The sequence below is a fragment of the Roseicella sp. DB1501 genome (genome assembly GCF_013112485.1).
In the GTDB taxonomy this organism is placed as follows: domain Bacteria; phylum Pseudomonadota; class Alphaproteobacteria; order Acetobacterales; family Acetobacteraceae; genus Paracraurococcus.
In genome coordinates, this window is the sequence record NZ_JABFHG010000006.1 from 23152 (window position 1) to 48995 (window position 25844).

Sequence of the window (25844 nt, forward strand, 5' to 3'; positions counted from 1 at the left end):
GCCGACTATCCGCTTCACGTCAGCTGGACACAGAGCGAATGGTCAGACGCGCGCCACGGCGAACGCCGGCGCGCCGCCCTGACCGGCTCCCCGGTGGGGCTCGGGCTCGTAGCACCCGGCTCGTCGGGTGCCGCCCCCAGGAGCCCCGACCATGGCCATTTCCGACACCGCCCTCCGCGTCCTCGCCGATGCCGGCCATCATGCCCTGCGGCTGGTCACGCCGCCCAAGCACCTCCCAGCCGCTGCCTGTAGTTCGGTGCTCCGCAGTCTGCTCAGAGGCGGCTATGTCGAGGAATGCCCTGCGCCCTTCGAGTACATCGGCCTCAGCTGGCGCCAGCAGGACGGCGCCTGGACCGCGCTGCGCGTGACCAACGCCGGGCTGCTAGCCATCGGCGCCGCTCTCCCGGCAGTGCCAGCAGAGGCCTACAGCGCGTCGCCCACGGCATCGGCTGACCTGGAAGGGCAGCAAGCGCCAGACGCCGCGGACCCCGCACCTGACGCCGCTACGGTGGCGCCGGCACCAACCACCCAAGCCAGCCTCCGCAATGCTGCCTGGCGCGTGGTCAGTGCCTGGGACGGCGAGGCCAGCCAGCGCGCCGACCTGCCCGACGCCATCGCCGGCCTCCGCGCCATCGTGGTGAAAGCCGCACCGGCATCCCGCGCCACCGGTCCCCGCAAGCCGCGCGAGGGCACCAAACAGCACCAGGTTTTGGCGCTGCTCCGCCGGTCGGAGGGCGCCACCGTCGCCCAGGTGGCCGACGCTACCGGCTGGGCCAACCACACGGTCCGCGGCTTCTTCGCAGGCTTGAAGAAGCGCGGGCTCGAGGTCAGCGTGCTGGAGCGGGTCCGCAAGGTCGGACCGGGCAAGGAGGGCGCCAAGGGCAGCTACACCGTCTATCGCATCGCCGAGGCGGGCTGATGCGGCCGGCGCTGCCCCACGGCGTCGCCCGGCTGGCGGTCGGGTACCTGCGGGTCTCGACCGCCGAGCAGGGCCAGAGCGGCCTCGGACTGGAGGCGCAACAGGCGAGCGTCCGGTCCTTCGTCGCGGCGCAGGGCTGGACGCTGGTGGCCGAGCATCAGGACGTGGCCAGCGGCAAGGACGACCGCCGGCCGGGGTTTCAGGCAGCATTGGCCCGCAGCCGCCAGCTCGGGGCGGTGCTGGTCGCGGCGAGGCTCGACCGGATCACCCGGCGTGCCCACACCCTCTCCGGCCTGCTCGAGGAGGGCTACCAGATCCGGGCCGCCGACATGCCCGGCGCCGATGACCTGATGATGCGGATCTACGCCGCCATGGCGCAGAAGGAGCGTGAGCTGATCAGCGAGCGGACCCGCGCCGCGCTGAGAGCCGCCAAGGCACGTGGGGCGGTGCTGGGTGGCGACCGGGGCTACCGACCGGCCGAGGGCCCGAGCGCCGCGGCAGCGGCCAAGGCGCGGCGGGTGGCGGCGGAGCGGGCGGCGCACCGGCTGGCGCTGGAGGTGGAGCGGCTGCGGGCGGAGGGTATCACCGGCCAGGCGGCGATCGCGCGGGCGCTGACTGAGCGCGGGGTGCCGACGCCGCGGGGTGGGGCGGCCTGGACGCACACGACGGTGACAAGGGTGATGGCGCGGGCTGCAGCGGGCCAATAGCGCTCTTTGCGCCTGCAATGACCACCGTTTTGCCACGGCCAGATGGTGGACGAAGGGTCAATCGAGGTCCGACAGGATTCAGCTACGCAACCAGGGAGCCAACCCCATCCGTTACCTTCTCCCAGTCGTCGACATTTCGGTCCTGAGGCGCCACCAGAAGATGCTCGACGCCGATTGCAGCGTAGTCATCGACTAACGCCCGCAGGACGCCACGATCCTGACCGTCCCACTGCACCCTCATGGAGATCGTGAATTCCGACTCTGGGCGCGCCGCTCGCAATCGCCGCACAATCGGGGCCGCCTCATCCGCCGACAGCGCGCTGCCATGCCAGCCGTCCCCAATCCTGATGGTCCGCCGCAAGGCTGGCTCTGAGCTACCGCCGAACCAAAGCGGGATCCGACTGACCGGCATCGGGGTCATGGTCATCTCTTTGATCTCGGCCGAGATGTAGCGGCTCTCGAACGTCACCGGATCCTCGGACCAGACGGCCCGCATCATGGCGATGCCCTCGTCGAGCCGCCGGCCCCGTTCCTCGAAGGGTACACCGAGCGCCGCGAACTCCTCCTTCAACCAGCCAGAGCCGGCGCCTAAAATCAGCCGTCCCTCGGAAAAGTTGTGCAGCGTTGCAAGCTCCTTCGCCAACGGCAAGGGATGGCGCATCGGCAGCACCAGCACCGATGTCCCCAGCTTGACCCGCTTGGTTACCGCGGCGGCCCAGGAGAGGGACAGGACAGGGTCGAAAAACAATGGCGAGCGTGGAAATTTGTCGCGCGGAACGATGATGTGCTCGCTAACCCACACATCCTCGATGCCTAAATCCTCCGCGCGCTCGGCATGCTGCCGAATGAGCGCCGGCACCGCCTGCTCGCCGGCGTGGGGCAGATGGATGCCGTATTTCATTGCGGTTCTAATGCCTTCCTGGCCACGGCAGCATGTTCAGCCCTTCCCTGCGAGGGCGCAATCCCTCGATCGGAGCCGGCAGGTCTAGTTGCCCGCTGCGGAAGTGGATCCTGGGCGGAAGCTGCAATCTTGAAGTCAAGCCGCGTCTCGGTCCACGGCTTGCGTGTCGCATGTTCACCACCGAGCAACGGTCGTTGGTCCGTGGTGAACAGGCTCACGTCAGTCGGGCTCACCATCCTCGTGAGCGATGAGACCACCCGCTCCCTCATCTGCTTCTACGAGCGTGGTGTTCGAGGCGGGCGTATCGGTAACCGGATCACCGCCGATCGACAGATGGATCACTGCCGCCGGCAGCACAGCCGTCCCGTCGGCTCCCGTGTGCTCGACGCTAACCTTCTCCCGCCAGCCGGCGCGAGCCTTCAGCCAGAAGATGGCCGCCGAGACATTCTTGTCGACGGTGGCCAAGTGGAACAGCGACTGAGCCACCTTGGCATTCGCCTCGATCACGCCACGGTCCAGCTCCTCGCGGAAATGCCGGCGCAGAGTTTTCGGATCTATCCCGAGATGAATGGCGATGTCGTCCTGACGGATGCCAAAGCCTGCCAGGGCCCGCACGGTCCGGCGGTGCTCGTCGCTGGGCTCAAACGCCTGCATCAGCTTCACCCTCCTGCCGCGTTCGGATATTCGCCGTGGCCTGGAAGCTCTGCCCGCTCCCTTCCAGCACGGCTTCCCGGCCGGTGAAGGCCTTCCAGCGCTGGACAGCGACATCGACATAGGCGGGCGAGAGCTCGACGGCATGGCATATGCGGCCGGTCATCTCGGCGGCGATCAGGGTGGTCCCAGAGCCAGAGAATGGCTCGTAGACGGCCTGGCCAGGGCTGGAGTTGTTCTCGATCGGGCGCCGCATGCACTCGACCGGCTTCTGGGTGCCGTGCACCGTCTCAGCATCCTGGCCGCGGCTGGCGATCTGCCACAGGGTGGTTTGCTTGCGGTCGCCGGTCCAATGCCCAGTGCCGCGAACAGCGTACCAGCAGGGCTCGTGCTGCCAGTGGTAGTGGCCGCGCCCGAGGACCAGGCGGTCCTTCGCCCAGACGATCTGCGCCCTGATGCCAAAGCCGCAGGCAACCAGGCTCTCGGCCACTGTGGTCGCGTGCAACGCGCCGTGCCAGACATAGGCCACCTCGCCCGGGAATAAGGCCCAGGCCTCGCGCCAATCGGCCCTGTGGTCATTCTTCACCGCCCCGGTGCGGCGGGTGGTGCTGAGGCCGGCCCGGTTCCGCCAGGCGGGGTCGTATTCGACGCCATAGGGCGGGTCGGCGACCATGAGGAGCGGCCGCACGCCACCCAGCACCTGCCCCACCACGCCCGGGTCGGTGCTGTCACCGCAGATCAGCCGGTGATGGCCCAGGAGCCAGAGGTCGCCGGGGCGGCTGACCGGCTCAGCCGGAGGCTCCGGCACGTGGTCAGGATCGGTCAGACCTCCAGTGCTGGCCGCCAGCAGACGCTCGACCTCGCCCAGGTCGAAGCCCGTCAGGCCGAGATCGAAGCCCTCATCGCGGAGCTCAGCCAACTCCAGCCGGAGCAGCTCATCGTCCCAGCCGGCGTTCAGGGCGAGCTTGTTGTCGGCCAGCACGTAGGCGTGGCGCTGCGCCGGCGTGAGATGGCTCAGCTCGATGGTGGGCACCTCGGTGAGGCCGAGCTTGCGGGCGGCGAGCAACCGGCCATGACCGGCGATGATGCCGCGCTCACCGTCGACCAGGATGGGGTTGGTGAAGCCGAACTCACGGATGGAGGCCGCGATCTGGGCAATCTGCGCGTCGGAATGCGTGCGGGCATTGCGGACGTATGGGACCAGCTCATCGATACGCGCCGCCCTGTAGGGCGGGAAGGATGAACTGGCGTGCACAGCAGTCATTCACCAAACCCTCGCCGCCGCGGATGGCTGTCGGCTGTGCAGGATACCGCGACGCATATCGGGGCAACAACCGACCGCAAATGCGACCCGATGCGCTTGCCTACCACAATCGGCAGGAACATGAGAAAATCGTGCTGGCTTCGAGCGGCTTTGTAGTGCGGGACGATGCCGCCTCACGGCCATCGGTGTGACGCACGTGACGCATATGACGGACCGCTCTATATAATCCCTAATAACAAAACCACTTCATAACCACTCAGTATAGGAATGCGTCACTGTGCGTCATGCGTCACCTCTGGCGCGCGCACCCAGTACCTCGCCTTCCCGGTCCTTGCTCCGCGGCACCAGCCGAGCCGCTGAAGGATCTTTGCGATGCGTCGCTGATCGGGAGTGCCGATGCTCGGGGTTTGAATCTTCAGGCCGTTCTTGGCGACCTGCAGGATTGTCACCCTAGTCTCACCCTCGACAAACTCAGCGATTTGCTCCTGCCAGACATCCTCCTCGTAACGCGCCTCCTGCTGGGGCACGATGTGCAATGCCTCGAACTGCGCGTCGGGCCACCAAGGCTCCCCCCGACGGTAGAGTGCGACGGCCTCGGCAAACAGCTGATCGCGGTCCCGCTTGAGGGCCTCGAGGTCGATCCGGCCGACGCGCACCGGCCAGAACCGCCGTCCGCCGGTCTCATCGCGCAGATACGTCTCTTGGTTGGTCGTTCCGATGAGGATGCATTGCCGCGGCTGCACGACCTCGTGCCGGCCATAGCTCGGTCGATATTGCTCGATCGGACGGGTGATGAACGCCTTCAACGCCGCAGTCTCACTCCGATCCAGGGCCGCGAGTTCGGCCACCTCGATCAGCCATTTGCCGTTCAGGTGCTGCGAGACGTCTTTCCCTGCTCGGCCGAGATCCGGCAGGGCATCGGAGAACCACTTCCCGGCGAGGATGGCGCAGGCGCTGGACTTTCCGACGCCCTGCGGCCCTTCCAGGATCACCATGTAGTCGGCCTTACAGCCGGGCTCGAAGATCCGAGCCACCATCGCCAGGATAAACATCTGGCCGATGCCGGAGGCATAGTCGCTCGCGGTGACACCGAGATAGGTGGACAGCCACCCCTCTAGCCGAGGTTTGCCATCCCACCGGAGCCCGTCGAGGTAGTTTCGGACCGGGTGGAAGGCCGCCTCCCGCGCCCGCGCGTCGACTGCCTGATGGGCGACGTCTTTCGACAGACCCGGTAGGCCGGTAAGCTGCAGGTATTCCTGGATGGCCGTGACATCGATATCGCGGATCGGCCGCGGGTAGGGCCCGTCGGAGCCTGCCGGGCCGGGGACCTTCCGCCGAATCAGGGCGCAGCGCTGCATCTCGTCATAGGCCAGGAGGTCCCTCAACGCGGGGTCTTCGCGCAGGCCGAGCAGCGCGTTTGCCAAGTTGGCCCTCGGCTCGCCTCTCGCGGACTTCTGGCATCTGTTCAGCCAGTCGGCTTGATCGCCGACATTGGCCTGTTTGGCCAGGTGCTTGCTGTAGATATCCTGGACGCACCTCGGAATATCTTGGCGGCGCTCAGCCCACCGTTCATCTCGAAGGGCCTCGGGCACGGCCTCCATCGCCAGGGTCAGCCTGCTGATGGCCGTGTCGGCCGGCATTCCTTCTGCTGCCCAATAACCAGCGAGACGAACCATCGGTTCGTGAAAACTCTCGCCCTGGCGGATGGCGCGCAACGCCGCTTCGCAGTCGAGGCGGCCGCGTTTCGACTTCTGATCCGGAGTGGCAGGCAACGTCGCTCCAGCTGTTCCGGGCTTTCCCAGCCAGCCCTTGTCGAGCCCCTCCAGCTGATCGATCGGACGACCCTGCACGAGAATGACTCGGTGGGCAGGGTTCGCGTTCACCGCGCCGTAGTAGTAGCTCTGCGACTTGCTCCAGCTTTCGGGACTGAAGATGCCCCCGAACAAGCCGTTGAGGCGCCCCATCAGGTGGTCTCGTTGATCGGGCGCCAACTCAGCGGAGGTCGGACAGAGGATACGCCAGCGAGGCGCCTGCTCGGTATGGCCCGGGGAGGTGTAAGCCAGGGCCAGCAGACCCGCCTCCGTGAGGATAGCGGCCGCTCGCTCGATGGCCATTTCGCCACCGTCGTAGTCGGCCTCGATCCCTGTGATGATGTGGAGATTGGCATCGTGCCGCAAACTCCCCCGGCGGCTGCGGAAGTCACCGAAGCGGGCGAGCTTTAGCCAGGGCAACGCGCCCTTCTCCGGCCCGCTAGTCTGCTCGATCAGCTGCGCGAGCGTCCGGAGGCTGTGCGACTCCTCCTGCCTGGCTGATGCTGCGGCATTCACAAAGAAAGTGACGCAGAAGGGGCGATCCAGCCCCTCAGCCTCGCTCGCCTCGACCATTGGACTTGGATCGAGGGTTTCCGGCGCGCTCACGGACACGCTCCTGGCACGAAGGAGCCCTTCCCCCAGGAGCGCTCACGCAGCGTCAGCTGGCCTGTCGGTGGCAGCGCATCCCTGCCCCAGGCGGTGGCGGCCATCAGCGCCTCCCCTGGAGATGCGTGGCTTCGAAGTGCTCCACCTCCTCCAGCGGATAGACGACGCGCCCACCCAGCTTCAGGTGCCGCGGCCCGCGCCGGCCCTGGCGCCATTTCTCCAGCGTCCTGGTGCTGAGGCGCCAGCGCTCGGCCAGCTCACTCTGCGTGAGATGGGTATGGCCAAGGTTGGTCCCCCCGGCCTGTGTGTGGGTCGGGCGTGGCAAAACGTAGGGCATGGTCGCGGCTCGGCGCAGTGGATCGGGCTGGAGGAAGCCGCCGCTCCGAGGACGCGATCCAGACCCGATATTCAGGGATTCGATTTTTGAATCTCGGCCGTGGATCGCTGTTTTAGCGCTTTGTACTCGTTACCCAACGTTTTCTCGATCGTCTTCGCAGTGGGGAACTGATGCAGCGTAACCTTCGACCTGATCCAGGCTTCCAAAGCGCTCGCTTCAGCCGCGAGGGTAGTGCAAAGCTCCCCATTCTCGGCCCGCGCGCGCATCTTCCCCTTAACAATGGGCAACAGCGAGATTTTGCCGGGAGCGATCAGCTTCGCATCAGGACCGGCAATCACCCGCTTAGCATGCTCCTCCAGCAGGAGCAGGATCTCGTCATCGGTCAGGTCTCCGACATTTTCTACGGTAATCCGGGATCCAAGAGGGGGGAGCTTCTCGCCATCGAGGCGATGGGAGCTGACCCTCACCGCGGTGAACCGATGTCCATGGCCACTAACCGCGCCCACGGCGACGTCGACAGTGAGATCAAAGATCCAGACGCTCGGAACTTCCACCCTTTCGGTTTCCGGGTTGGGTTGAGTTCGGACTCCAGAGAGATAGATCTGGCCATCGCGGACACGGCCGCGGAAGTCATCGAGCAAATCGGTCCACACGTCTTTCGCTTCAGTCCAGCAATCTTCGAACTCGCCTTCGGTAAGCTCAGCGTTCTTCTCGGGCTTCGAACCTCCCGCCAGCCGGATCTGTTTGAGCTGGCGAAGCTGTCCGTTCGACAGGTTGGCCTGCACCTGCCGAACAGCGTCCTGCAGCGCCGAATCGCACCAATGGCTCAGCGCATCAGCAAGAGATATCCCCTGGCTGCCCGTGCTGTCGATCATCCCCCAAGGCTTCCTTCCGGTAACGGTGCTGCAGCATTCGGCAAAGGCATTGGCCAGGACAGGACGCAGCCCACCCGAAGCGGGATCGGCTCATGATTCCGCTAACCGATCCGAGAATGAACCACCTTCCGCCACATCTCCGCGAGGTTTGCATCCTGCTAGCCAAAGGGTTGGTGCGGCTTCGGCGCCGCACAGCCGAGGAGGCTGCCCGAGAGGCGGAGAAGGTTGGGCCAGGGGGAGAGAACGTCCTACACTTCACCGCCGACCAGAGCGTGCATGCGGTCCCCTTGGAGAGGACTTCCGCATGAAACGACGCCAAGCAGATGATCCAACCCAGCTCAGCCCGGGTCCAGTCATCACCACCATTCCACCGGCACAGGTACTATCCCGCCTTGCCGCCCTTCCAATGGCGCCAATCGCGGACCTGAAGCAGCAGTGGCGCGAGCTCTGCGGCACCGAGCCACCGTCATATAATCGCAAGTTCTTGGAGAGCCGCCTCGCCTACCGGATTCAGGAGGCCGCCTATGGCGGGCTGAAGGCGGAGACCGTCGCCCGGCTGGAAGCGCTCGGCGAACAGCTGGACGGCGGCAACGTCGTCCTCCGCCGCATCCGCGCCGGCGACGACCGACCCATCGCCGGCACCCGGCTGGTCCGGGAGTACCAGGGCGTCCAGCACACCGTCACCGTGCTGCAGGACGGCTTCGACTATGAGGGCCGGCCCTACCGTTCCCTCTCTGCTATCGCACGGCACATCACCGGCACGCGCTGGAACGGTTGGAGCTTCTTCGGCCTGAAGAGCCAGCGGGGGCAGGCATGAAGCGCAGGGCCACTGTAACAGCCGAAGCCCCCATGCCGGCTACGGTGAAGAAGCTCCGCTGCGCCGTCTACACCCGGAAGTCGACCGAGGAGGGGCTGGAGAAGGAGTTCAACAGCCTCGACGCCCAGCGCGACGCCTGCGAGGCCTTCGTCGCCAGCCAGCGCGCCGAAGGCTGGGTGCTGGTGCCGGACCACTACGATGACGGCGGTGTCTCCGGGGGCACCCTGGAGCGGCCGGCCCTGCAGCGTCTGCTGCGCGACATCCAGGCCGATCGGGTCGACGTGGTGGTGGTCTACAAGATCGACCGGCTGTCTCGATCGCTCATGCACTTCGCCAAGCTGGTAGAAGTGTTCGACGCCCACAACGTCACCTTCGTCTCGGTGACGCAGAGTTTCAACACTACGACGAGCATGGGCCGGCTGACGCTCAACATCCTGCTCAGCTTCGCCCAGTTCGAGCGTGAGGTCATTAGGGAGCGGGTGCAGGACAAGATTGCTGCCTCGAAGGCCCGCGGCATGTGGATGGGCGGCCCGGTGCCGCTCGGCTACGAGGTCCACGACCGCAAGCTGGTGGTGAACGAGGACGAGGCGGCGCGGGCGCGGCGGGCGTTCGAGCTCTTCGCTGCAACCGGCTCCGGCGTGGAGGCTGTCCGGCAGTTGCGCGCGGAGGACGTGCTGACCAAGACCGGTCGGCCCTTCGACAAGGGGACGCTGTACCGGCTGTTGAATAACCCGACCTACCTCGGCGAGGTGGCGCACAAGGGCAAGCTCTACCCGGGCGAGCACCGGGCCATCGTGCCGCGCGAGCTGTGGGACCGGGTCCATGCCATCCTACAGGAGAGCCCGCGAGTGCGGGCTAACCAGAACCGCCGGCAGACCCCGGCGCTGCTGCGCGGCCTGATCTTCGGGCCGGACCGGCGGGCGATGTCGCCCACCCACACCCGCCGACGCGGGCGGCTCTACCGCTACTACGTCAGCCAAGCCGTGCTGAAGGGTGAGACCAGCGACTGCCCGGTTCGGCGGCTGCCCGCGGCCGAGATCGAGGCCGCGGTCATCGATCAGGTCCGGGCGCTGCTGCGGCAGCCGGAGGTGGTGGTCGGGACCTGGCGAGCTGCGCGCGCCGAGGCGCCGGACCTGACCGAGGCCGAGACCCTTGCCACCCTGGAGCGGCTGGACCCACTCTGGGACGAGCTGTTCCCGGCCGAGCAGGCGCGCATCGTCCGGCTGCTCGTAGAGCGGGTGGAGGTCAATCCCGCCGGCGCCGAGATCCGGCTGCGGCTGGAGGGGCTGGCCAGCCTGGTGCGGGACCTCGGCGGCATCGGGGCCGAGACCCGGAGGGCAGCGTGACGGCGGCCACCAGCATCACGGTCCGCGTCCCACTGGCGATTCGCCGCCGCGGCGGGCGGAAATTGGTCATCGCCCCGGACGGCGGCGCGCTTGGCGCCGCGCCGGCGCGCACGCGGGCCGAACCGGCCCTGGTGAAGGCGCTGGCTCGGGCGCATCGGTGGAAGCGGCTGCTGGAAAGCGGCCGCTACGGCTCCCTTGGCGAGCTGGCCGCCGCCGAGAAGATCGACCGCTCCTACCTCGGCAAGATGCTACGGCTGACGCTGCTGGCCCCGGATATTGTCGAGGCTGTTCTGGACGGGAAGCAGGCAGAGACGATCGCCTTACCAACACTTCTGGGGGCAGGCTGGGCAGACTGGAGCGACCAACGCAGGCTCCTTGCATGCGGCCCCGCCTGCGTTCAGTGAGGGCAAGTATGCTCCGATCCGACGCTCGTAAGTTTCACGGCACAATATTTTCTTGACAGCGTCTTTCTTCCTGCTTTCAGCCATTCGTTGCGCAATGCTCCATATTCACGCAACCCGATCAGGGCGATAGTCTCGCTCCAAAGTAGCAGCTTGGGGCCAGCTTGGATGAGTGGTGGGTTTTTCGCGCATCCGATCCTGAATTCGCCCTACGACCCGCCATTTCGGCATTGGGAGCTCGATCCGGACGGGCAACCGACGTCGCGTATCCTCGAAAGCCGGCGCCGCTCCGATCTGATCACGCCCGTGCCCAAGCCGAAGAAGCGACGGGCCGGTCGCGGCCAGTCCCAGATGATCTTCGACGGTGGTGACGGGCTCTCCTCCGAGGCTCAGGAGTACAATCCTACGCCCATCATCAACGAAGTGCGCGGCTTCGTTGAGGCCTGGCGAAACCTGCCGAACCCGGACCAGTGGCTGGTTTCGCCGGAGACCGCCCGCCTGCTGCAGCACTGGCGGCATCACCCCTTCCAGGGCGTCCGCCCCTTCTTCTGCCAGGTCGAGGCGGTCGAGACCGCGATCTGGCTCGCCGAAGTCGCCCCCAAGCTCGGCACCCGCGCGGCGAAGTTTGCGGCCCACCTGAAGGGCGCCAACGCCCAGGCGAACCCGGAGCTGATGCGCCTCGCGCTCAAGCTCGCCACCGGCGCCGGCAAGACGACGGTCATGGCCATGCTGATCGCCTGGCAGATGGTCAACGCCGCCCGCCATCCGAACAGCAAGCAGTTCTCCCGAGGCTTCCTCATCGTGGCGCCGGGCATCACCATCCGGGATCGGCTCCGCGTGCTCCTGCCGAACGACCCGGACAGCTACTACCGGCACCGGGAGATCGTGCCCCCGGACATGCTGCCCGACATCGACCGGGCGAAGATCGTCATCACCAACTACCACGCCTTCAAGCTGCGGGAGCGCATCGACATCGCCAAGGGCACCCGCTCGGCCCTGGAAGGCTGGCGGGGAGAGAAGCTCGAGACGCTGGAAACCGAGGGCCAGATGCTCCAGCGGGTCATGCCGGGGCTGATGGGCCTGAAGAACATCGTCGTCCTGAACGACGAGGCGCATCACTGCTATCGCGAGCGTGTCGCTGATGACAGCATAGAGGATCTCAAGGGCGACGAGAAGGAAGAAGCCAAGGAAAACAACGAAGCCGCCCGCATGTGGATCAGCGGGTTGGAGGCGGTGAAGCGCAAGCTCGGCATCGCCACTGTCTACGACCTCTCCGCGACGCCCTTCTTCCTGCGCGGCTCCGGCTATGTCGAAGGGACGCTGTTCCCCTGGACCATGAGCGACTTCTCCCTCATGGACGCGATCGAATGCGGCATCGTGAAGTTGCCGCGCGTGCCGGTGGCCGACAACGTCCCGGGCGGCGACACGCCGCGCTTCCGCAACCTGTGGGAGCACATCGGCAAGGAGATGCCGAAGAAGGGTCGCGGGGCGGCCGGCGCCCTCGATCCGCTGAAGCTGCCGACCGAGCTGCTGACGGCGCTCGACGCGCTCTACGGCCACTACCGCAAGACCTTCGATCTCTGGCAGGAGAACGGCCTCGGCGTGCCGCCGGTCTTCATCGTGGTGTGCAACAACACCGCGACCTCGGAGCTGGTCTACAAATACATCTCCGGCTTCCACCGCCAGAACGAGGACGAGAGCGAGAGCTTCGAAAACGGAAGGCTGGAGCTGTTCCGCAACCACGACGAGTACGGCAACCGCCTGGCCCGCCCCAACACCATCCTGGTGGACAGCGCGCAGCTCGAATCCGGCGAGTCCCTGGACAAGAACTTCCGGGACATGGCCGCCGACGAGATCGAGCGCTTCCGGCGCGAGATGGTGGAACGCACCGGCGACGCCCGCGCCGGCGAGACCATGGACGACGCCACCCTGCTGCGCGAGGTGATGAACACCGTCGGCAAGAAGGGGCGCCTCGGCGAGCAGGTGCGCTGCGTCGTCTCCGTCTCCATGCTGACCGAGGGCTGGGACGCCAACACCGTCACCCACATCCTCGGAGTGCGCGCCTTCGGCACCCAGCTCCTCTGCGAGCAGGTGGTGGGCCGCGGGCTACGCCGGCAGTCTTATGATCTGAACGAGGAGGGGCTGTTCAACGTCGAGTACGCCGACGTGCTCGGCATCCCCTTCGACTTCGCCGCCAAGCCCGTCATCGCCCCGCCGGCCAAGCCGCGGGAGACGGTGCGCGCCCACGCCGTCCGTCCCGAGCGCGACGCGCTGGAGATCACCTTCCCCCGCGTGGAGGGCTACCGCGTCGAGCTGCCGGACGAGCGGCTGGAGGCGAAGTTCGGCCCGGATTCGGTGCTGGAGCTCACGCCGACGCTGGTCGGCCCCTCCGTCACGCAGAACCAGGGCATCATCGGCGAGGCGGTGGACCTGACGATCCAGCACCTGGAGGATGTCCGCGCCTCGACCATCCTGTTCAACCTGGCACGGCACCTCATCTACCACACCTACCGCGACCCGGGCGCGGAGCCGAAGCTGCACCTGTTCGGTCAGATGAAGCGGATCGTCCGTCAATGGCTGGATGGCGGCTATCTGCGCTGCACCGGCGGCACCTTCCCGGCGTAGCTGCTCTACCGTGAACTGGCGGACATGGCGGCGGCGCGCATCAAGGCGGCCATCACCGAGACCCTGGCCGGCGAGCGACCGGTGAAGGCCATCCTGGACGCCTACAACCCCACCGGCTCCACCAGCCATGTGAACTTCACCACCTCGAAGGCGCTGCGCTGGCAGACGGCGCCGAACCGCAGCCACGTCAACTGGGTGGTCTGCGACAGCGATTGGGAGGCGGAGTTCTGCCGCGTCGCCGAGGCGCATCCGCGCGTGCTGGCCTATGTGAAGAACCAGGGGCTGGGCTTCGAGGTGCCCTATCTGCTCGGCTCCACCCCGCGCCGCTACCGCCCGGACTTCCTGCTGCGCATCGATGACGGCGGGACGGAGCCGCTGAACCTGGTCGTCGAGATCAAGGGCTATCGCGGCGAGGACGCGGTGGAGAAGGCCAACACCATGCGCGCCTACTGGGTGCCGGGCGTCAACAACCTGCAATCCTTCGGCCGCTGGGCCTTCGCAGAGTTCACCGAGGTGTTCGAGATCGAGGCCGAGTTCGGCCGTCTGATGGACCAGTTCAGCGCGGCCCAGCCCGCGGCGGCCGAGTAAGGGGGCGGGTCGTATGGCTTACGAGGCACAACAGGATCGCTTCCTCGCCGCGCTGCGCGAGCGCGGCGGCTCGGCCGGCAATGGCGCGCTGCGGGAGGCGCTGGGCTGGGCCGACAGCACCTATGACCGGGTGAAGCAGGCACTGCTGGACGCCGGCGCGATCCTGCCCGGGCGCGGCCGCGGCGGCTCCGTGCGGCTGGCGGACGCGGAGGCGGTCACGCCCGACCTGCCCCTGCCGTCGCCGGCGGCCGCGCCGCGCGCCGCCGCCATGGCCCAGGCGCCCCGCACCCGCACCGCGGCCGCGCCACGCGCGGCCCCCGCCGCCGGCCCCGGCCGCCCGGTGCAGAGCTACCGGCACGATGACGCCACGCGGAAGAACATCCCCACCGCCGAGTTCGAATCCGTGATGCGGGCAGAGGACAAGACGCCCATCCAGCTTGCCTATGAGCGGCGCAGCCGCGACCTGGACCCGCAACTCGTCTGGCGCGGCAAGGACGAGCAGGATTGGTCCGACCTGATCGTGCAGGCACCGCCGCTCTACATTCAGGAGAAGGTGCACCCGCAGGTCCTGATCGAGGATCTGAAGCGCCAGAGCCGGCAGCGCACGCAGGAGGCACCGGGCGCGATGCCCGACCTCTTCGCCGACTTCAATGGGCTGCTGGACAGCGCGGCGGCGACGGAATTCTACCGGCACGACCAGCACTGGTCGAACCGCATGATCCTGGGGGACTCGCTCTCCGTCATGGCCAGCCTGGCAGAGCGGGAAGGGCTGCGCGGGCAGGTGCAGTGCATCTATTTCGACCCGCCCTACGGCATCAAGTTCAACTCCAACTTCCAGTGGAGCACGACGAGCAAAGACGTGAAGGATGGTGACCGCGATCATGTGACGCGGGAGCCTGAGCAAGTGCGCGCGTTCCGCGACACTTGGCGCGACGGCATCCATTCATATCTGACCTACCTGCGAGATCGGCTGACGGTGGCGCGCGACCTGCTCCATGAGAGCGGCAGCATCTTCGTGCAGATCGGTGATGAGAACGTCCATCGCGTGCGGGCGCTGATGGATGAGATTTTTGGCGAGACCAACATCGTAAGCGAAATTGTAGTTCAGAAGACATACGGGTTTTCTAGCGATGCGATCTCAAATGTTTCGGACTACGTTCTTTGGTACTCTAAGAAAAGACCATCTCTTAAGAGCCGCCCCCTTTATCGAGAAAAGCCGTATGAACTTGGAAAAGGGAATGCTACTTGGCTCATGGCGGCAGATTTCTCTTATCGAGGCGTGACTGCCGCTGAAAGGGAGGGGCGTGCGCCTATCCCAGCGGGGGCTAAGCCATACAACCCGGATAATCTAATTTCGCAGGGTCGAGCAGCTGATCCCCAACCTTTTGAATATCGCGGGGTTGGGCAAGATCCATACGGTAGAAATTCTCATTGGAAGCCTAATTATCCAGCCGGTATGCAGCGTCTCGTGAGATCCGAACGCGTTCACGTTGCAGAGAATAGCTTTCGCTATCGACGCTATCATTCTGACTTTTCTGCGCTACCATATTCAAATATTTGGACAGACACGGGAACGGGCAATTTCACCGACGAAAAAATATATGTCGTCCAGACTGGCGCAAAGATTGTTGAGCGCTGCCTTCTCATGGCTACTGACCCTGGCGACCTCGTGCTCGATCCTACTTGTGGTTCGGGAACTACTGCTTACGTCGCTGAGCAATGGGGCCGTCGCTGGATTACCATCGACACCTCCCGTGTCTCCCTGGCGCTGGCCCGTTCGCGCCTGATGGGCGCGCGCTATCCCTATTACCTGCTGGCCGACAGCCCCGAGGGTCAGCGCAAGGAAGCCGAGGTCACCCGCGCCCCGCCCAAGACCACGCCGACGCAGAACCGCCTGCGCCAGGGCTTCGTCTATGAGCGTTTGCCGCACATTACCCTCGGCGACATTGCCCGCAATGTCGAGATCGACGTGATCTGGGAGCAAGCGCAGACGATCCTGGAACCGCTCCACGCTACGCTCAACCAGGTCCTCGGAAAGGCCTGGCAGGAATGGGAAATCCCGCGCGAGGCCGGGCTCGACTGGCCTGCTAAGGCGAAGGAGGTCCATGCTGCCTGGTGGCAGGCGCGCATCGCCCGGCAGAAGGAGATCGACGCCTCCATCGCCGCCAAGGCCGATGTCGAATACCTCTACGACAAGCCTTATGAGGACCGCTCGCGCACCCGCGTCGCCGGCCCCTTCACGGTGGAGAGCCTCTCGCCGCACCGGACGCTCGCGGTGGATTGGGATGACGAGCTGATCGACACCCTCGCCGCCGCCGAGGGCCGCCGCGCCGCGCCAGACCGGGACACGGCGGTGCGCGACTTCGCCTCCATGATCCTGGAGAACCTGCGCACCGCCGGCGTGCAGCAGGCTGACAAGGCCGACCGCATCAGCTTCACCAGCCTCACCGGCTGGCCCGGCAGCTTCATCGCCGCCGAGGGCCGCTTCATCGAGGGTGGGCAGGAACGCCGCGCCGGCATCTTCATCGGCCCTGAATTCGGCACCGTTGCCCGCCCCGATCTGGTGGCCGCGGCGCGTGAGGCCGGCGATGCTGGCTTCGACCTGCTGATCGCCTGCGCCTTCGCCTACGACGCCCACTCGGCCGAGTTCGACCGCCTCGGCCGGGTGCGGGTGCTGAAGGCGCGCATGAACCCCGACCTGCACATGGCGAGGGACCTGAAGGCCACCGGCGCCGGCAATCTCTTCGTCGTCTTCGGCGAGCCCGACATCCGCATCGACACCCTGCCGGACGGCATGGTGCAGGTGACGATCGAGGGCGTGGACGTGTTCAAACCGCAGACCGGCGAGGTGGTCTCCGAGGGCAAGGAGGGCATTGCGCTGTGGATGATCGACACCGACTACAACGAGGAGAGCTTCTTCATCCGACACGCCTACTTCCTTGGCGCCAACGACCCCTACAAGGCGCTGAAGACGACACTGCGGGCGGAGATCGACGAGGAGGCGTGGGCCAGCCTGAACAGCGACGTCTCCCGCCCCTTCCCGAAGCCGGCATCGGGGCGGATCGCGGTGAAGGTGATCAACCACCTCGGCGACGAGGTGATGAAGGTGTTCAGCGTGGCATGACGGAATTCCGCATCGCCGACACCTTCACCAGCAGCCTGGCCCGCTTGACGGCGCAGGAGCAGAAGGCGGTGAAGACCACCGCCTTCGACCTGCAGATGGACCCGTCCTCGCCGGGCCTGTCCTTCCACAAGCTGGATCGGGCGCAGGACAAGAACTTCTGGTCGGTGCGGGTGAACGCCGACATCCGCCTGATCGTCCACCGCACGCCGTCCAGCCTGCTGCTGGTGCATGTGGACCACCACGACAAGGCCTATCGCTGGGCCGAGCGCCGGCGCATCGAGCGCCACCCCACCACCGGGGCGATGCAGCTGGTGGAGGTGCGGGAGCGGGTCGAGGAACTGCCTGCCGCCGCGCCATCGCCCGCGGCGGCTCCGGGCCTGAAGCTGTTCGCCGGGCTCCGCAAGCTGGAGCTGATGAGCTTCGGCGTGCCGGAGGACTGGGTCGAGGATGTGCGCGCCGCCACCGAGGCGTCGCTCTTCGAGCTGCTGCCCCATCTGCCGCAGGAAGCGCAGGAGGCGCTGCTGCGCCTGGCGGTGGGCGAGAAGCCCGAGGCTCCGAAGCCCGCCCCTGCCGAAACCGACCCCTTCGCCCATCCCGACGCCCAGCGCCGCTTCCGGGTGCTGCAGGACGTGGAGGAGCTGCGGCGCGCGCTGGATTTCCCCTGGGATCGCTGGGCCGTCTTCCTACACCCCGCGCAGCGCGAGCTGGTGGAGCGGCGCTATTCCGGCCCGGCCCGCGTGACCGGCTCTGCCGGCACAGGCAAGACCATCGTCGCGCTGCATCGGGCGGCGCATCTGGCGCGGCGGAATCCGCAGGCGCGGGTGCTGCTGACCACCTTTTCGAAGCCCCTGGCCAAGGCGCTGGCCATGCGGCTGGCGAGCCTCGTGGAGGGGGAGGCGGGGATCACCGGCCGGATCGAGGCCCAGTCCCTGACCGGCGCCGCCTACGAGCTGTACGGCAAGCTCTTCGGCCAACCCAACATCGCTTCGGGCGGCGTCGTCCAGGGGCTGCTGCGGAAGGCCGCGGCCAAGGCGGAGGGTGCCAAGTTCCCGCTCCCATTCCTCGTGAACGAATGGACCGAGGTGGTGGACGCCCAGCAATTGATGTCCTGGGACACCTATCGGGAGGCGCTGCGCTTGGGCCGTAAGACCCGCCTCGGAGAGAAGCAGCGACGCGCGCTGTGGTCGGTCTTCGAGGAGGTGCAGGCCGGGTTGCGGGCGCAGAAGCTGGTGACCTGGGCGCAGGTCTTCGGCCGCCTTGCCAACCTGGCTGGCTCGGGCAAGGCGCTGGGCTACGACTTCGTGGTGGTGGACGAGGCGCAGGACCTCAGCATGGCCGAGGCCCGCTTCCTGGCAGCCATGGCGGGCGGCAAACCCGATGGGCTGTTCTTCACGGGCGACCTCGGCCAGCGCATCTTCCAGCAGCCCTTCTCGTGGAAGGCCATGGGCATCGATGTGCGCGGCCGCTCGCACGGCCTGAAGATCAACTACCGCACGTCGCATCAGATCCGCACCCAGGCGGACCGGCTGCTGCCCGGCATGGTATCGGACGTGGACGGCACCCGGGAGAGCCGCCGCGGCACCGTCTCGCTGTTCGACGGCCCGGCGCCGGTGATCGGGCTGTTCCAGGATGAGGCGGATGAAGCAGCCGCCGTCGGCACCTGGATCGCCGAGAGGCTGCGGGAGGGATGCGCCCCGGAGGAGGTCGGCATCCTGGTCCGCTCGCAAGGCGAGGTCGCCCGCGCCCTGGCTGCGGTCAAGGCGGCCGGCGCGAAGGGCACGGAGTTCGACGAGAAGGTGGAGGTGGTGCCCGGCGCTGTCTCGATCAGCCAGATGCACTTGGCGAAGGGGCTAGAGTTCCGCGCGGTGGCCGTCATGGCCTGTGACGACGAGGTGCTGCCCCTCCAGGAGCGCGTCGAGAGCGTGACGGACGAAGCGGACCTCGAGGAGGTCTACGAGACGGAACGGCACCTGCTCTATGTCGCCTGCACCCGGGCACGGGATAATTTGTGGGTGTCGGGCGTGGGACCGGGATCGGAGTTCCTGCGCGACGTCACTGGCTGACTGAGGAGCATCGGGGCGCAGAAGGCCGGCAATGGAGATCGAGCTGGGGGCAGTCTCGCACCAACCTCCCAACCGAGATTCGAAACGTCCGGCCCGGTCTGCCCTGGTAGGCCTCTGTTCTGCATAGCTTTTGAAGCTTGGGACTAAATCGGCCAAGTCCCAAGGTCTGGAGAGAATCCGCCGTCCGGAGAGAGATTCGGGCTCTCGTTGCGGCGCCGCACTCCCAAGGTCCCTTCGCCAACCCTGGCGCAACCTGCGGTTCCAGATGCCGGCCGGCCAACCGGAGAGCGAGTTTGTGGAAGGAAATGGTGTCCCCGGCGGGATTCGAACCCACGGCCCCCAGATTAGGAATCTGGTGCTCTATCCGGCTGAGCTACGGAGACGCGGCATCCTGCTTAGCATGCCGGGCCGGGCGCTTGAAGCGCCTGCCCGATCCGCTGGCCTGTCCGCCGGCGCAAGCAACCGCCCTGGCCCCTTGCCCGTTGGCGCGGATAGCATCATCAGGACAAGTTCGAACATGGCCAGTTCCATCCAGGACATCTACCTCACCGGCCTGCGCAACGCGCACGCCCTGGAAGCGCAGGCGGATCAGCTGCTCTCCCGCCAGGTGGAGCGGATCGAGAATTACCCGGCCATGCGCCAGCGCCTGCAGCAGCATATCGAGGAGACGCGCCGCCAGTCGCAGCGGCTCGAGCAGATTCTGCAGGCGCACGGCACCAGCGAGAGCACGCTGAAGGACCTCGCCACCGGCTTCATGGGCAACATGGCGGCCCTCGCCCATGTCCCGATGCAGGACGAGATCCTGAAGAACAGCTTCGCCAACTACGCCTTCGAGCATTTCGAGATCGCCTCCTACAAGGCGCTGATCGAGATGGCGCGCATGGCGGGCGACGCGCAGGCCGAGCCGCTGCTGCAGGAATCGCTGAAGGAGGAGGAGGCGATGGCCGAATGGGCCGGCCAGGCCTTGCCCGAGGTGGTGCGCACCTATGTGCAGCGCGAGACCGAGGGCAAGACCTCGGGGATCTGACAGGGGGAGCCAAACGGGCGGGCGCGGCGGCCCGTCCCCTCTACCCCCGCCGCCGGAACCGCTCGACGGCGCTCACCAGCGCCGTGCGTACCCCGGGCTCGAGTGCCGAATGCCCGGCATCCGGCACCACCGTCAGCCGCGCCCGCGGCCAGGCCGCCACCAGGTCGAAGGCGGTCTCGGCCGGGCAGACCATGTCGTAACGGCCCTGCACCACCTCGGCCGGAATATGCGCGATGCGGTCCATATGCGCGAGCAGTCCGCCTTCCGGCAGGAAGAGGTCGTGCGCGAAATAATGCGCCTCGATCCGCGCCAGGCCGAGCGCGGTGCGGTCCTGCGCGAAACTTGCCACGGTGTCGGGGCTTGGCAGCAGGGTGCTGCAGCTTCCCTCGTACTGGCTCCAGGCGCGGGCCGCCGGCAGGTGCAGCAGCGGGTCGGGGTCGCAGAGCCGGCGCAGATAGGCGCCGAGGATGTCGCCCCGCTCCTCCGCCGGCAGGTGCTCGACGAAGGCGGCCCAGGCATCGGGGAAGACCCGGCGCAGCCCGGTCAGGAACCACTCCACCTCGGCGCGGCGGCCGAGGAAGACGCCGCGCAGCACGCAGCCGGTGACCCGCTCGGGATGCGCCTGGGCATAGGCGAGGGCGAGCGTCGAGCCCCAGGAACCGCCGAAGAGCAGCCAGCGCTCGATGCCGAGGGAGCGGCGCAGCGCCTCGATATCGGCGACGAGATGCGGCGTCGTGTTCTCCCGCAATTCGCCGAGCGGGCGCGAGCGGCCGGCGCCGCGCTGGTCGAAGATCACGACGCGCCAGTGGCCGGGGTCGAAGAAGCGCCGATGCACCGCCCCGGCCCCGGCGCCGGGGCCGCCGTGCAGGAACAGCGCCGGCTGGCCGCGGGGATTGCCCACCTGCTCCCAGTACATGACATGGCCGCCGGACAGCGGCAGCAGTCCGGTCTCATAGGGTGCGATATCGGGGAACAGGTCGCCGCGCGGCATGCCGGCAATATCCCCGGCGCACGGCCCGCCGGCAACAGCGGCGTCACCGGAAAGACGCCGCCCGGGCATGCCGTCCCGGCCATGCCGCCGGTATCCGCCCGCGGGGGCGCCCCGCCGGTCTCCCCTGCGCCCCTTGCGGGACACGCCGCCGGGGAATCGTCAGCGGGCCGCCCGCCGCCCCTTCGGTTTTCCCCCGGCCATGCCTACCTTCGTGCAAATGCCGGCCCCGTCCTCCGCATCGTCCCGGCCCTCCGCGGCCGAAGCCCTGCCGCGCTGCGCCGTTTGCGGCACCGGCAGCCGCCAGCCGCCCTTCCGCCCGAACCCGCCGGAGCAGGCGCCGGACCTTGACCTGCGACCGGGCGAGCCGGTGCGCTCCACCATGGCGCGCTGGCTGCAGCAATGCCCCTCCTGCGGCTATGCCGCGCCGAACATCACCAAGGCGCATCCGGCGGCGGCGCAGGCCGTGGCCGCCGCCCCCTTCCGCGCCCTGCTGGCCGAGACGAGCTACCCGCCGCTGGCCCGCCGCTTCCTCGCCTGGGCGCATGTGCTGGAGGAGACGGGGGCGCTGCACGCGGCGGCCGAGGCCACCCTGCAGGCCGCCTGGGTGGCGGATGACCTCGAGCGGGACGAGTTGGCCCGCCACTGGCGGCTGGAGGCGGTGGCGCTCTGGCGTGGCGGCCCGCCGCTCGATTCCGAGCAAACCGTGCGCGTCATCGATGCGCTGCGCCGCGCCGGGGCCTGGGCAGATGCGGCGGCGACCGCCGAGGCGCTCGGCCTGTCCGACCCGCCCGAGGCGGTAGCACAGGTGGTCGGGCTGGAGCTGCGGCTGATCGCCGCGCATGACGCCGAGCGCCACACCGTGGCGAGCGCCCTGCCGCCGCCGGCGCGGCGGCCGCATGTCGCGCACCAGAAGCTGGCGCCGCGCGGCGAGGGGCTGATGGGCCGGCTGCGCCGCTGGTTCGGCCGCGGTTAACGCCCCACAAAACCGGTTCGCGGCTTTGCGGGGCCCCAGGCGTCCCCTCGGCCCCAAGCCGCGGCAGGGCAACGGGAGGCGCCTGCGGATGGCGGGCGCCTCCCACGCTCCCCGATCTGGCGGGCGATCGGGCAATGCAATATTATAACATCATGCCAGCCCCTCTCCCCCGACGTGCCCTGCTGCCGCTCGCCGCCGCCGGCCTCCTTCCCGTCCGCGTCCGGGCGCAGGCCGGGCCACGCGTCATCGCCTCCTTCTCCATCCTCGGCGACATGGCGCGCCAGCTCGGCGGTGCGGCGCTGCCGCTGCAGGTGCTGGCCGGGCCGGGGGCCGACCCGCATCTCTTCCAGCCCCGCCCCTCGGAGGCGGAGGCGATCCGCGGCGCCGGCCTCGTCATCCGCAACGGCCTCGGCTTCGAGCCCTGGCTGGACCGGCTGCTCGCCGCCACGCGCTATGCCGGACCGCTGGTCACCGCGACCGAGGGCATCACGCCGCGCCGCGCCGCGCCCGATGCGCACGGGCATGCGCATGGGGCGGAGGCGCCCGATCCGCATGCCTGGCAGGATGTGCGCCTCGCCCAGTCCTATGCGCGGGCCATCGCCGCCGGGCTGCGCCAGGCCGATCCGGCGCGTGGCGAGGCGATCGGCGCCGCCGAGACCGCCTATCTCGACCGCCTCGCCGGCCTCGATGCCTGGGTGCGCGAGACGCTCGGCGGCATCCCGCCGGCGCGGCGGGTGATGCTCACCAGCCATGCCGCCTTCGGCTATTTCGCCGCGGCCTACGGGGTGCGGATGCTCTCGCCGCAGGGCCTCTCGCCCGAGGCGCAGCCCTCGGCGGCACAGGTGGCGGCGCTGATCCGCCAGGTGCGGGCCGAGGGCATCACCGCCGTCTTCCTGGAGGGCCAGGGCAGCCAGGCGGTGATCGAGCGCCTGGCCGCCGATGCCGGGGTGCGGGTACGCGGCCGGCTCTACGCCGACACCCTCTCGCCGCCGGACGGCCCGGCGCCGAGCTACGAGGCGATGATGCGGCACAATGTCGGGCTGATGGCGGCGGCGATGCGGGGGTAATACCAAGCGCACGACGTTCCGACCTGCGGCCCATAGCGCCGAGCGCCCGAATGGGCGCTGCCGGGATCGCCGGAAATTGCGCGCGGCCGGGCCGCCGCCCGCGCCATGCTGCCGCCGCCAGCCGCCGGGACCCACCCTGCCCCTGGAGCATCCGCCGTTCACCCAGGTTCACGGCAAATGCTCTAGCCTGTTGTTTCCAGAGCAGAGTCACGCGTCCGGGCGTTCGCGCCCTCCCGCGATCTGCTCCAGCGGGAGGCCCGACGATGCTTGGCCTGATGCAGCAGCATCCGCTGCTCCTCTCCTCGATCATCACCCATGCGGCGCGCCACCATGGCCGGACCGAGGTGGTCTCGGCGCTGGCCGATGGCGGCACGCACCGCATCGGTATGCCGCGCTCGAACGGCGCGCGCGGCAACTCGCCGGGGCGCTGCGGCGGCTCGGCCTGGAGCCGGGCGACCGGGTCGCCACCCTGGCCTGGAACGACCACCGGCATCTCGAGCTCTACTACGCCGTCTCCGGCATGGGCGCGGTCTGCCACACGGTGAATCCGCGGCTGTCGGAGGAGGACATCGCCTTCATCCTGAACGATGCGGCGGATGCGGTGCTCTTCGCCGACCCCGGCTTCGCGCCGCTCGTCGCCGCCCTCGCGCCGCGCGTGCCGGCCTTGCGCGCCGTGGTGTTGCTCGGCGAGGGGGCGCCGCCGCCCCTGCCGCCCGGCATCGCGCTGCACGACTACGAGACGCTGCTCGCCGCCGAGGCCGGGGAGCAGGCTTGGCCGGTCTTCGGCGAGAACACCGCCAGCGCCCTCTGCTACACCTCGGGCACCACCGGGCGGCCGAAGGGCGTGCTCTACAGCTACCGCTCCGCCATGCTGCACGCCTATGCGGCCAACACCGCCGATGCCTTTGCCTTCCGCGCCACCGACCGGGTGCTGGTCGGGGCGGGCATGTTCCACGCCACCGGCTGGGCCATGCCCTATTGCGCGCCGATGGCCGGGGCGGCGCTGGTGCTGCCGGGCCGGCATCTCGACGGCGCCTCGCTGGTGCGGTTGCTGAATGCCGAGCGCGTCACCTTCGCCTCCGCCGTGCCGACCATCTGGCTCGACGTGCTGCAGGCGCTGGAGCGCAGCGGCGCGCGGCTGGAGACGCTCCGGCGCGTCGCCAGCGGCGGCTCCGCCGTGCCGCGGGCGATGATCGAGGGGCTCGGCCGCCATGGCGTCGCGGTGCAGCAGGCCTGGGGCATGACCGAGACCAGCCCGACGGTGACGATCAACGCGCCGCTGGCCGCCCATGCCGAACTGGACGCCGAGGCGGCGATGCGGGTGCGGCTGAAGCAGGGCCGCGTCCTCTGCGGCGCCGATATCCGCATCACCGATGCCGAGGGCGCCGAGCTGCCCTGGGACGGCATCGCCTTCGGCGATCTCGAGGCGCGTGGCCACTGGGTCTGCCAGGCCTATCTCAACCGCGGCGAGGAGGGCGCCGCCGATGCCGATGGCTGGTTCCGCACCGGCGACGTCGCCAGCATCGACGCGGAGGGCTATGCCGAGATGGTCGATCGCTCCAAGGACGTCATCAAGTCGGGCGGCGAGTGGATCAGCTCCATCCAGCTCGAGAACATCGCCGTCTCCCACCCCGACGTGCTGGAGGCGGCGGTGATCGCCGCGCATCACCCGCGCTGGCAGGAGCGGCCGCTGCTGCTGGTGGTGCCGAAGCCGGGGCGGGCGCTGGCGCCGGACTCGGTCGCCGCGCTCTACGAGGATGGCCGCGTTGCCCGCTGGTGGCGGCCGGATGCGGTGCTGCTGGTGGAGGCGTTGCCGCATACCGCGACGGGCAAGCTGAACAAGCGGGCGCTGCGCCAGGACTACCAGGACTACCTGCTGCGGCAGCCGCCCGGCTGAACGGAACCTGTCCCGCTTCGCCGGGTTCGCCCTGGACGAGCCGGACAGGGAGGATGCGGCGGAGATGGAGCAGGCCGGCACGGATCTTCGCGCCCCCGGCATCCCGCCGGACTGGCTCCTGCCGCCCGACCTCGCCGCCGCGAAGGCGGCGCAGATCGAGCTCGCGGCGCGGGTGGTGCCACGGGACGCGCATCCGCCGGTGCGGCTGCTGGGCGGCGTCGACATCAGCACCACCCGCTTCGACCCCGAGGGCTGGGTGCATGCCGCGGTGGTGGTGCTGGACTGGCCCGGGCTGCAGGTGGTGGCGCGGGCCGGCGCCTCGATGCGCGCCAGCATCCCCTACATCCCCGGCTATCTCGGCTTCCGCGAGGTGCCGGCGCTGCTCGCCGCCTGGGCGCGGCTGGAGCCGAAGCCCGACCTGGTGATGGTCGACGGGCATGGCGTGGCGCATCCGCGCGGCCTCGGCATCGCCGCGCATCTCGGCGTGGTGCTCGACATCCCGAGCATCGGCGTCGCCAAGTCGCCGCTGGTGGGCCGCCTCGAGGCGCCGCTCGGCGAGGAGCCGGGCGCGGTGCAGCCGCTGCTCTGGAAAGGCCGCCGGCTCGGCACGGTGCTGCGCAGTCGGCGACGGGCCAACCCGCTCTGGATCTCGGTCGGCCACCGGGTCTCGCCGGAGGGGGCGGTGGACTGGGTGCGGCGCTGCCTCACCGGCTACCGCCTGCCGGAGCCGACGCGGCAGGCGCATCTGGCGGCGAATGCGGTGCGGCGGGCGGCGCTGGCCGGGGCGGCCGAGCCCGAGGCATCAGGGTAAGGGCCCGTCGCGCCCCCGCCCAATCCGCTCTACATATCCCCGC

20 protein-coding genes, 1 tRNA gene and 1 pseudogene are annotated in these 25844 nt (G+C 68.4%); 14 read left to right on the forward strand and 8 right to left on the reverse strand.

What is annotated here, in order from left to right:
- The first annotated feature begins 151 nt into the window (after positions 1–151).
- Entirely contained in the window at positions 152–919 is a 768-nt protein-coding gene (locus HJG45_RS12900; RefSeq protein WP_171612541.1) for a DUF3489 domain-containing protein, read from the forward strand.
- Positions 919–1626: a recombinase family protein gene (locus tag HJG45_RS12905; protein WP_171612542.1), complete on the forward strand. Its 708-nt coding sequence runs from the start codon at positions 919–921 to the stop codon at positions 1624–1626. Before HJG45_RS12900 ends, HJG45_RS12905 begins: the two co-directional genes overlap by 1 nt.
- A gap of 82 nt (positions 1627–1708) precedes the next feature.
- On the opposite strand, the gene HJG45_RS12910 is transcribed toward HJG45_RS12905, so the two are convergent.
- The 6 genes from HJG45_RS12910 to HJG45_RS12935 all read right to left on the reverse strand — a co-directional run bounded on the left by HJG45_RS12910 (position 1709) and on the right by HJG45_RS12935 (position 8071).
- Positions 1709–2527, reverse strand: a complete 819-nt coding sequence (locus HJG45_RS12910; protein WP_171612543.1) for a TIGR03619 family F420-dependent LLM class oxidoreductase — start codon at positions 2525–2527, stop codon at positions 1709–1711.
- A gap of 219 nt (positions 2528–2746) precedes the next feature.
- The gene (locus HJG45_RS12915; protein WP_174890462.1) at positions 2747–3181 is read right to left on the reverse strand and encodes a hypothetical protein; all 435 of its coding nucleotides are present in this window, start codon (positions 3179–3181) and stop codon (positions 2747–2749) included.
- Positions 3168–4442, reverse strand: a complete 1275-nt coding sequence (locus HJG45_RS12920) for a site-specific DNA-methyltransferase (protein ID WP_171612544.1) — start codon at positions 4440–4442, stop codon at positions 3168–3170. The genes HJG45_RS12915 and HJG45_RS12920 overlap by 14 nt, the downstream gene beginning before the upstream one ends.
- Positions 4443–4714: 272 nt before the next feature.
- Positions 4715–6859 (reverse strand): virulence-associated E family protein, encoded by a 2145-nt coding sequence (locus tag HJG45_RS29440; RefSeq protein ID WP_217362916.1) that lies wholly within the window; start codon positions 6857–6859, stop codon positions 4715–4717.
- 103 nt (positions 6860–6962) lie between these two features.
- Positions 6963–7196, reverse strand: a complete 234-nt coding sequence (locus HJG45_RS12930; RefSeq protein ID WP_171612545.1) for an AlpA family transcriptional regulator — start codon at positions 7194–7196, stop codon at positions 6963–6965.
- Positions 7197–7267: 71 nt separating this feature from the next.
- Positions 7268–8071 carry a hypothetical protein gene (locus HJG45_RS12935; protein WP_171612546.1) on the reverse strand — a complete coding sequence of 268 codons (804 nt, stop codon included), beginning with the start codon at positions 8069–8071 and terminating at the stop codon, positions 7268–7270.
- A 406-nt stretch (positions 8072–8477) separates the two neighbouring features.
- On the opposite strand from HJG45_RS12935, the gene HJG45_RS12940 reads away from it, so the two are divergent.
- From HJG45_RS12940 to HJG45_RS12965, 6 genes and pseudogenes are all read left to right on the forward strand, one after another.
- On the forward strand, positions 8478–8888 hold the full coding sequence (locus tag HJG45_RS12940; RefSeq protein WP_254452493.1) for a DUF2924 domain-containing protein: 411 nt from the start codon (positions 8478–8480) through the stop codon (positions 8886–8888).
- A gap of 32 nt (positions 8889–8920) precedes the next feature.
- Positions 8921–10234 (forward strand): recombinase family protein, encoded by a 1314-nt coding sequence (locus HJG45_RS12945; RefSeq protein ID WP_254452494.1) that lies wholly within the window; start codon positions 8921–8923, stop codon positions 10232–10234.
- Positions 10231–10638 carry a hypothetical protein gene (locus tag HJG45_RS12950; protein WP_368040579.1) on the forward strand — a complete coding sequence of 136 codons (408 nt, stop codon included), beginning with the start codon at positions 10231–10233 and terminating at the stop codon, positions 10636–10638. Before HJG45_RS12945 ends, HJG45_RS12950 begins: the two co-directional genes overlap by 4 nt.
- A gap of 165 nt (positions 10639–10803) precedes the next feature.
- Positions 10804–13848 (forward strand): annotated as a pseudogene (locus HJG45_RS12955) (BPTD_3080 family restriction endonuclease).
- Between the two features lie 13 nt (positions 13849–13861).
- The gene (locus HJG45_RS12960) at positions 13862–16972 is read left to right on the forward strand and encodes a site-specific DNA-methyltransferase (RefSeq protein ID WP_171612549.1); all 3111 of its coding nucleotides are present in this window, start codon (positions 13862–13864) and stop codon (positions 16970–16972) included.
- Positions 16969–19035 (forward strand): 3'-5' exonuclease, encoded by a 2067-nt coding sequence (locus HJG45_RS12965; protein ID WP_171612550.1) that lies wholly within the window; start codon positions 16969–16971, stop codon positions 19033–19035. The genes HJG45_RS12960 and HJG45_RS12965 overlap by 4 nt, the downstream gene beginning before the upstream one ends.
- 306 nt (positions 19036–19341) lie before the next feature.
- Here the strand turns inward: HJG45_RS12965 and HJG45_RS12970 are convergent.
- A tRNA-Arg gene (locus tag HJG45_RS12970) sits at positions 19342–19418 on the reverse strand.
- A 134-nt stretch (positions 19419–19552) separates the two neighbouring features.
- On the opposite strand from HJG45_RS12970, the gene HJG45_RS12975 reads away from it, so the two are divergent.
- The gene (locus HJG45_RS12975; RefSeq protein WP_171612551.1) at positions 19553–20062 is read left to right on the forward strand and encodes a ferritin-like domain-containing protein; all 510 of its coding nucleotides are present in this window, start codon (positions 19553–19555) and stop codon (positions 20060–20062) included.
- A gap of 40 nt (positions 20063–20102) precedes the next feature.
- Here HJG45_RS12975 and pip read toward each other — a convergent pair whose 3' ends face one another.
- Complete coding sequence (gene pip, locus HJG45_RS12980; protein ID WP_171612552.1) at positions 20103–21053, reverse strand: prolyl aminopeptidase; 951 nt, start codon at positions 21051–21053, stop codon at positions 20103–20105.
- Positions 21054–21252: 199 nt separating this feature from the next.
- Here pip and HJG45_RS12985 point away from each other — a divergent pair, with 199 nt between their 5' ends.
- The 5 genes from HJG45_RS12985 to nfi all read left to right on the forward strand — a co-directional run bounded on the left by HJG45_RS12985 (position 21253) and on the right by nfi (position 25801).
- Positions 21253–22026, forward strand: a complete 774-nt coding sequence (locus HJG45_RS12985; RefSeq protein ID WP_254452495.1) for a hypothetical protein — start codon at positions 21253–21255, stop codon at positions 22024–22026.
- Positions 22027–22178: 152 nt separating this feature from the next.
- Positions 22179–23093, forward strand: coding sequence for a metal ABC transporter solute-binding protein, Zn/Mn family (locus HJG45_RS12990; RefSeq protein ID WP_171612553.1), 915 nt, complete (start codon positions 22179–22181; stop codon positions 23091–23093).
- Between the two features lie 263 nt (positions 23094–23356).
- Positions 23357–23638, forward strand: a complete 282-nt coding sequence (locus HJG45_RS29445; RefSeq protein ID WP_368040595.1) for a hypothetical protein — start codon at positions 23357–23359, stop codon at positions 23636–23638.
- The gene (locus HJG45_RS12995; protein ID WP_368040591.1) at positions 23521–24990 is read left to right on the forward strand and encodes a long-chain fatty acid--CoA ligase; all 1470 of its coding nucleotides are present in this window, start codon (positions 23521–23523) and stop codon (positions 24988–24990) included. Before HJG45_RS29445 ends, HJG45_RS12995 begins: the two co-directional genes overlap by 118 nt.
- Positions 24991–25054: 64 nt before the next feature.
- Positions 25055–25801: a deoxyribonuclease V gene (gene nfi, locus HJG45_RS13000; protein ID WP_171612554.1), complete on the forward strand. Its 747-nt coding sequence runs from the start codon at positions 25055–25057 to the stop codon at positions 25799–25801.
- Positions 25802–25844: the final 43 nt, after the last annotated feature.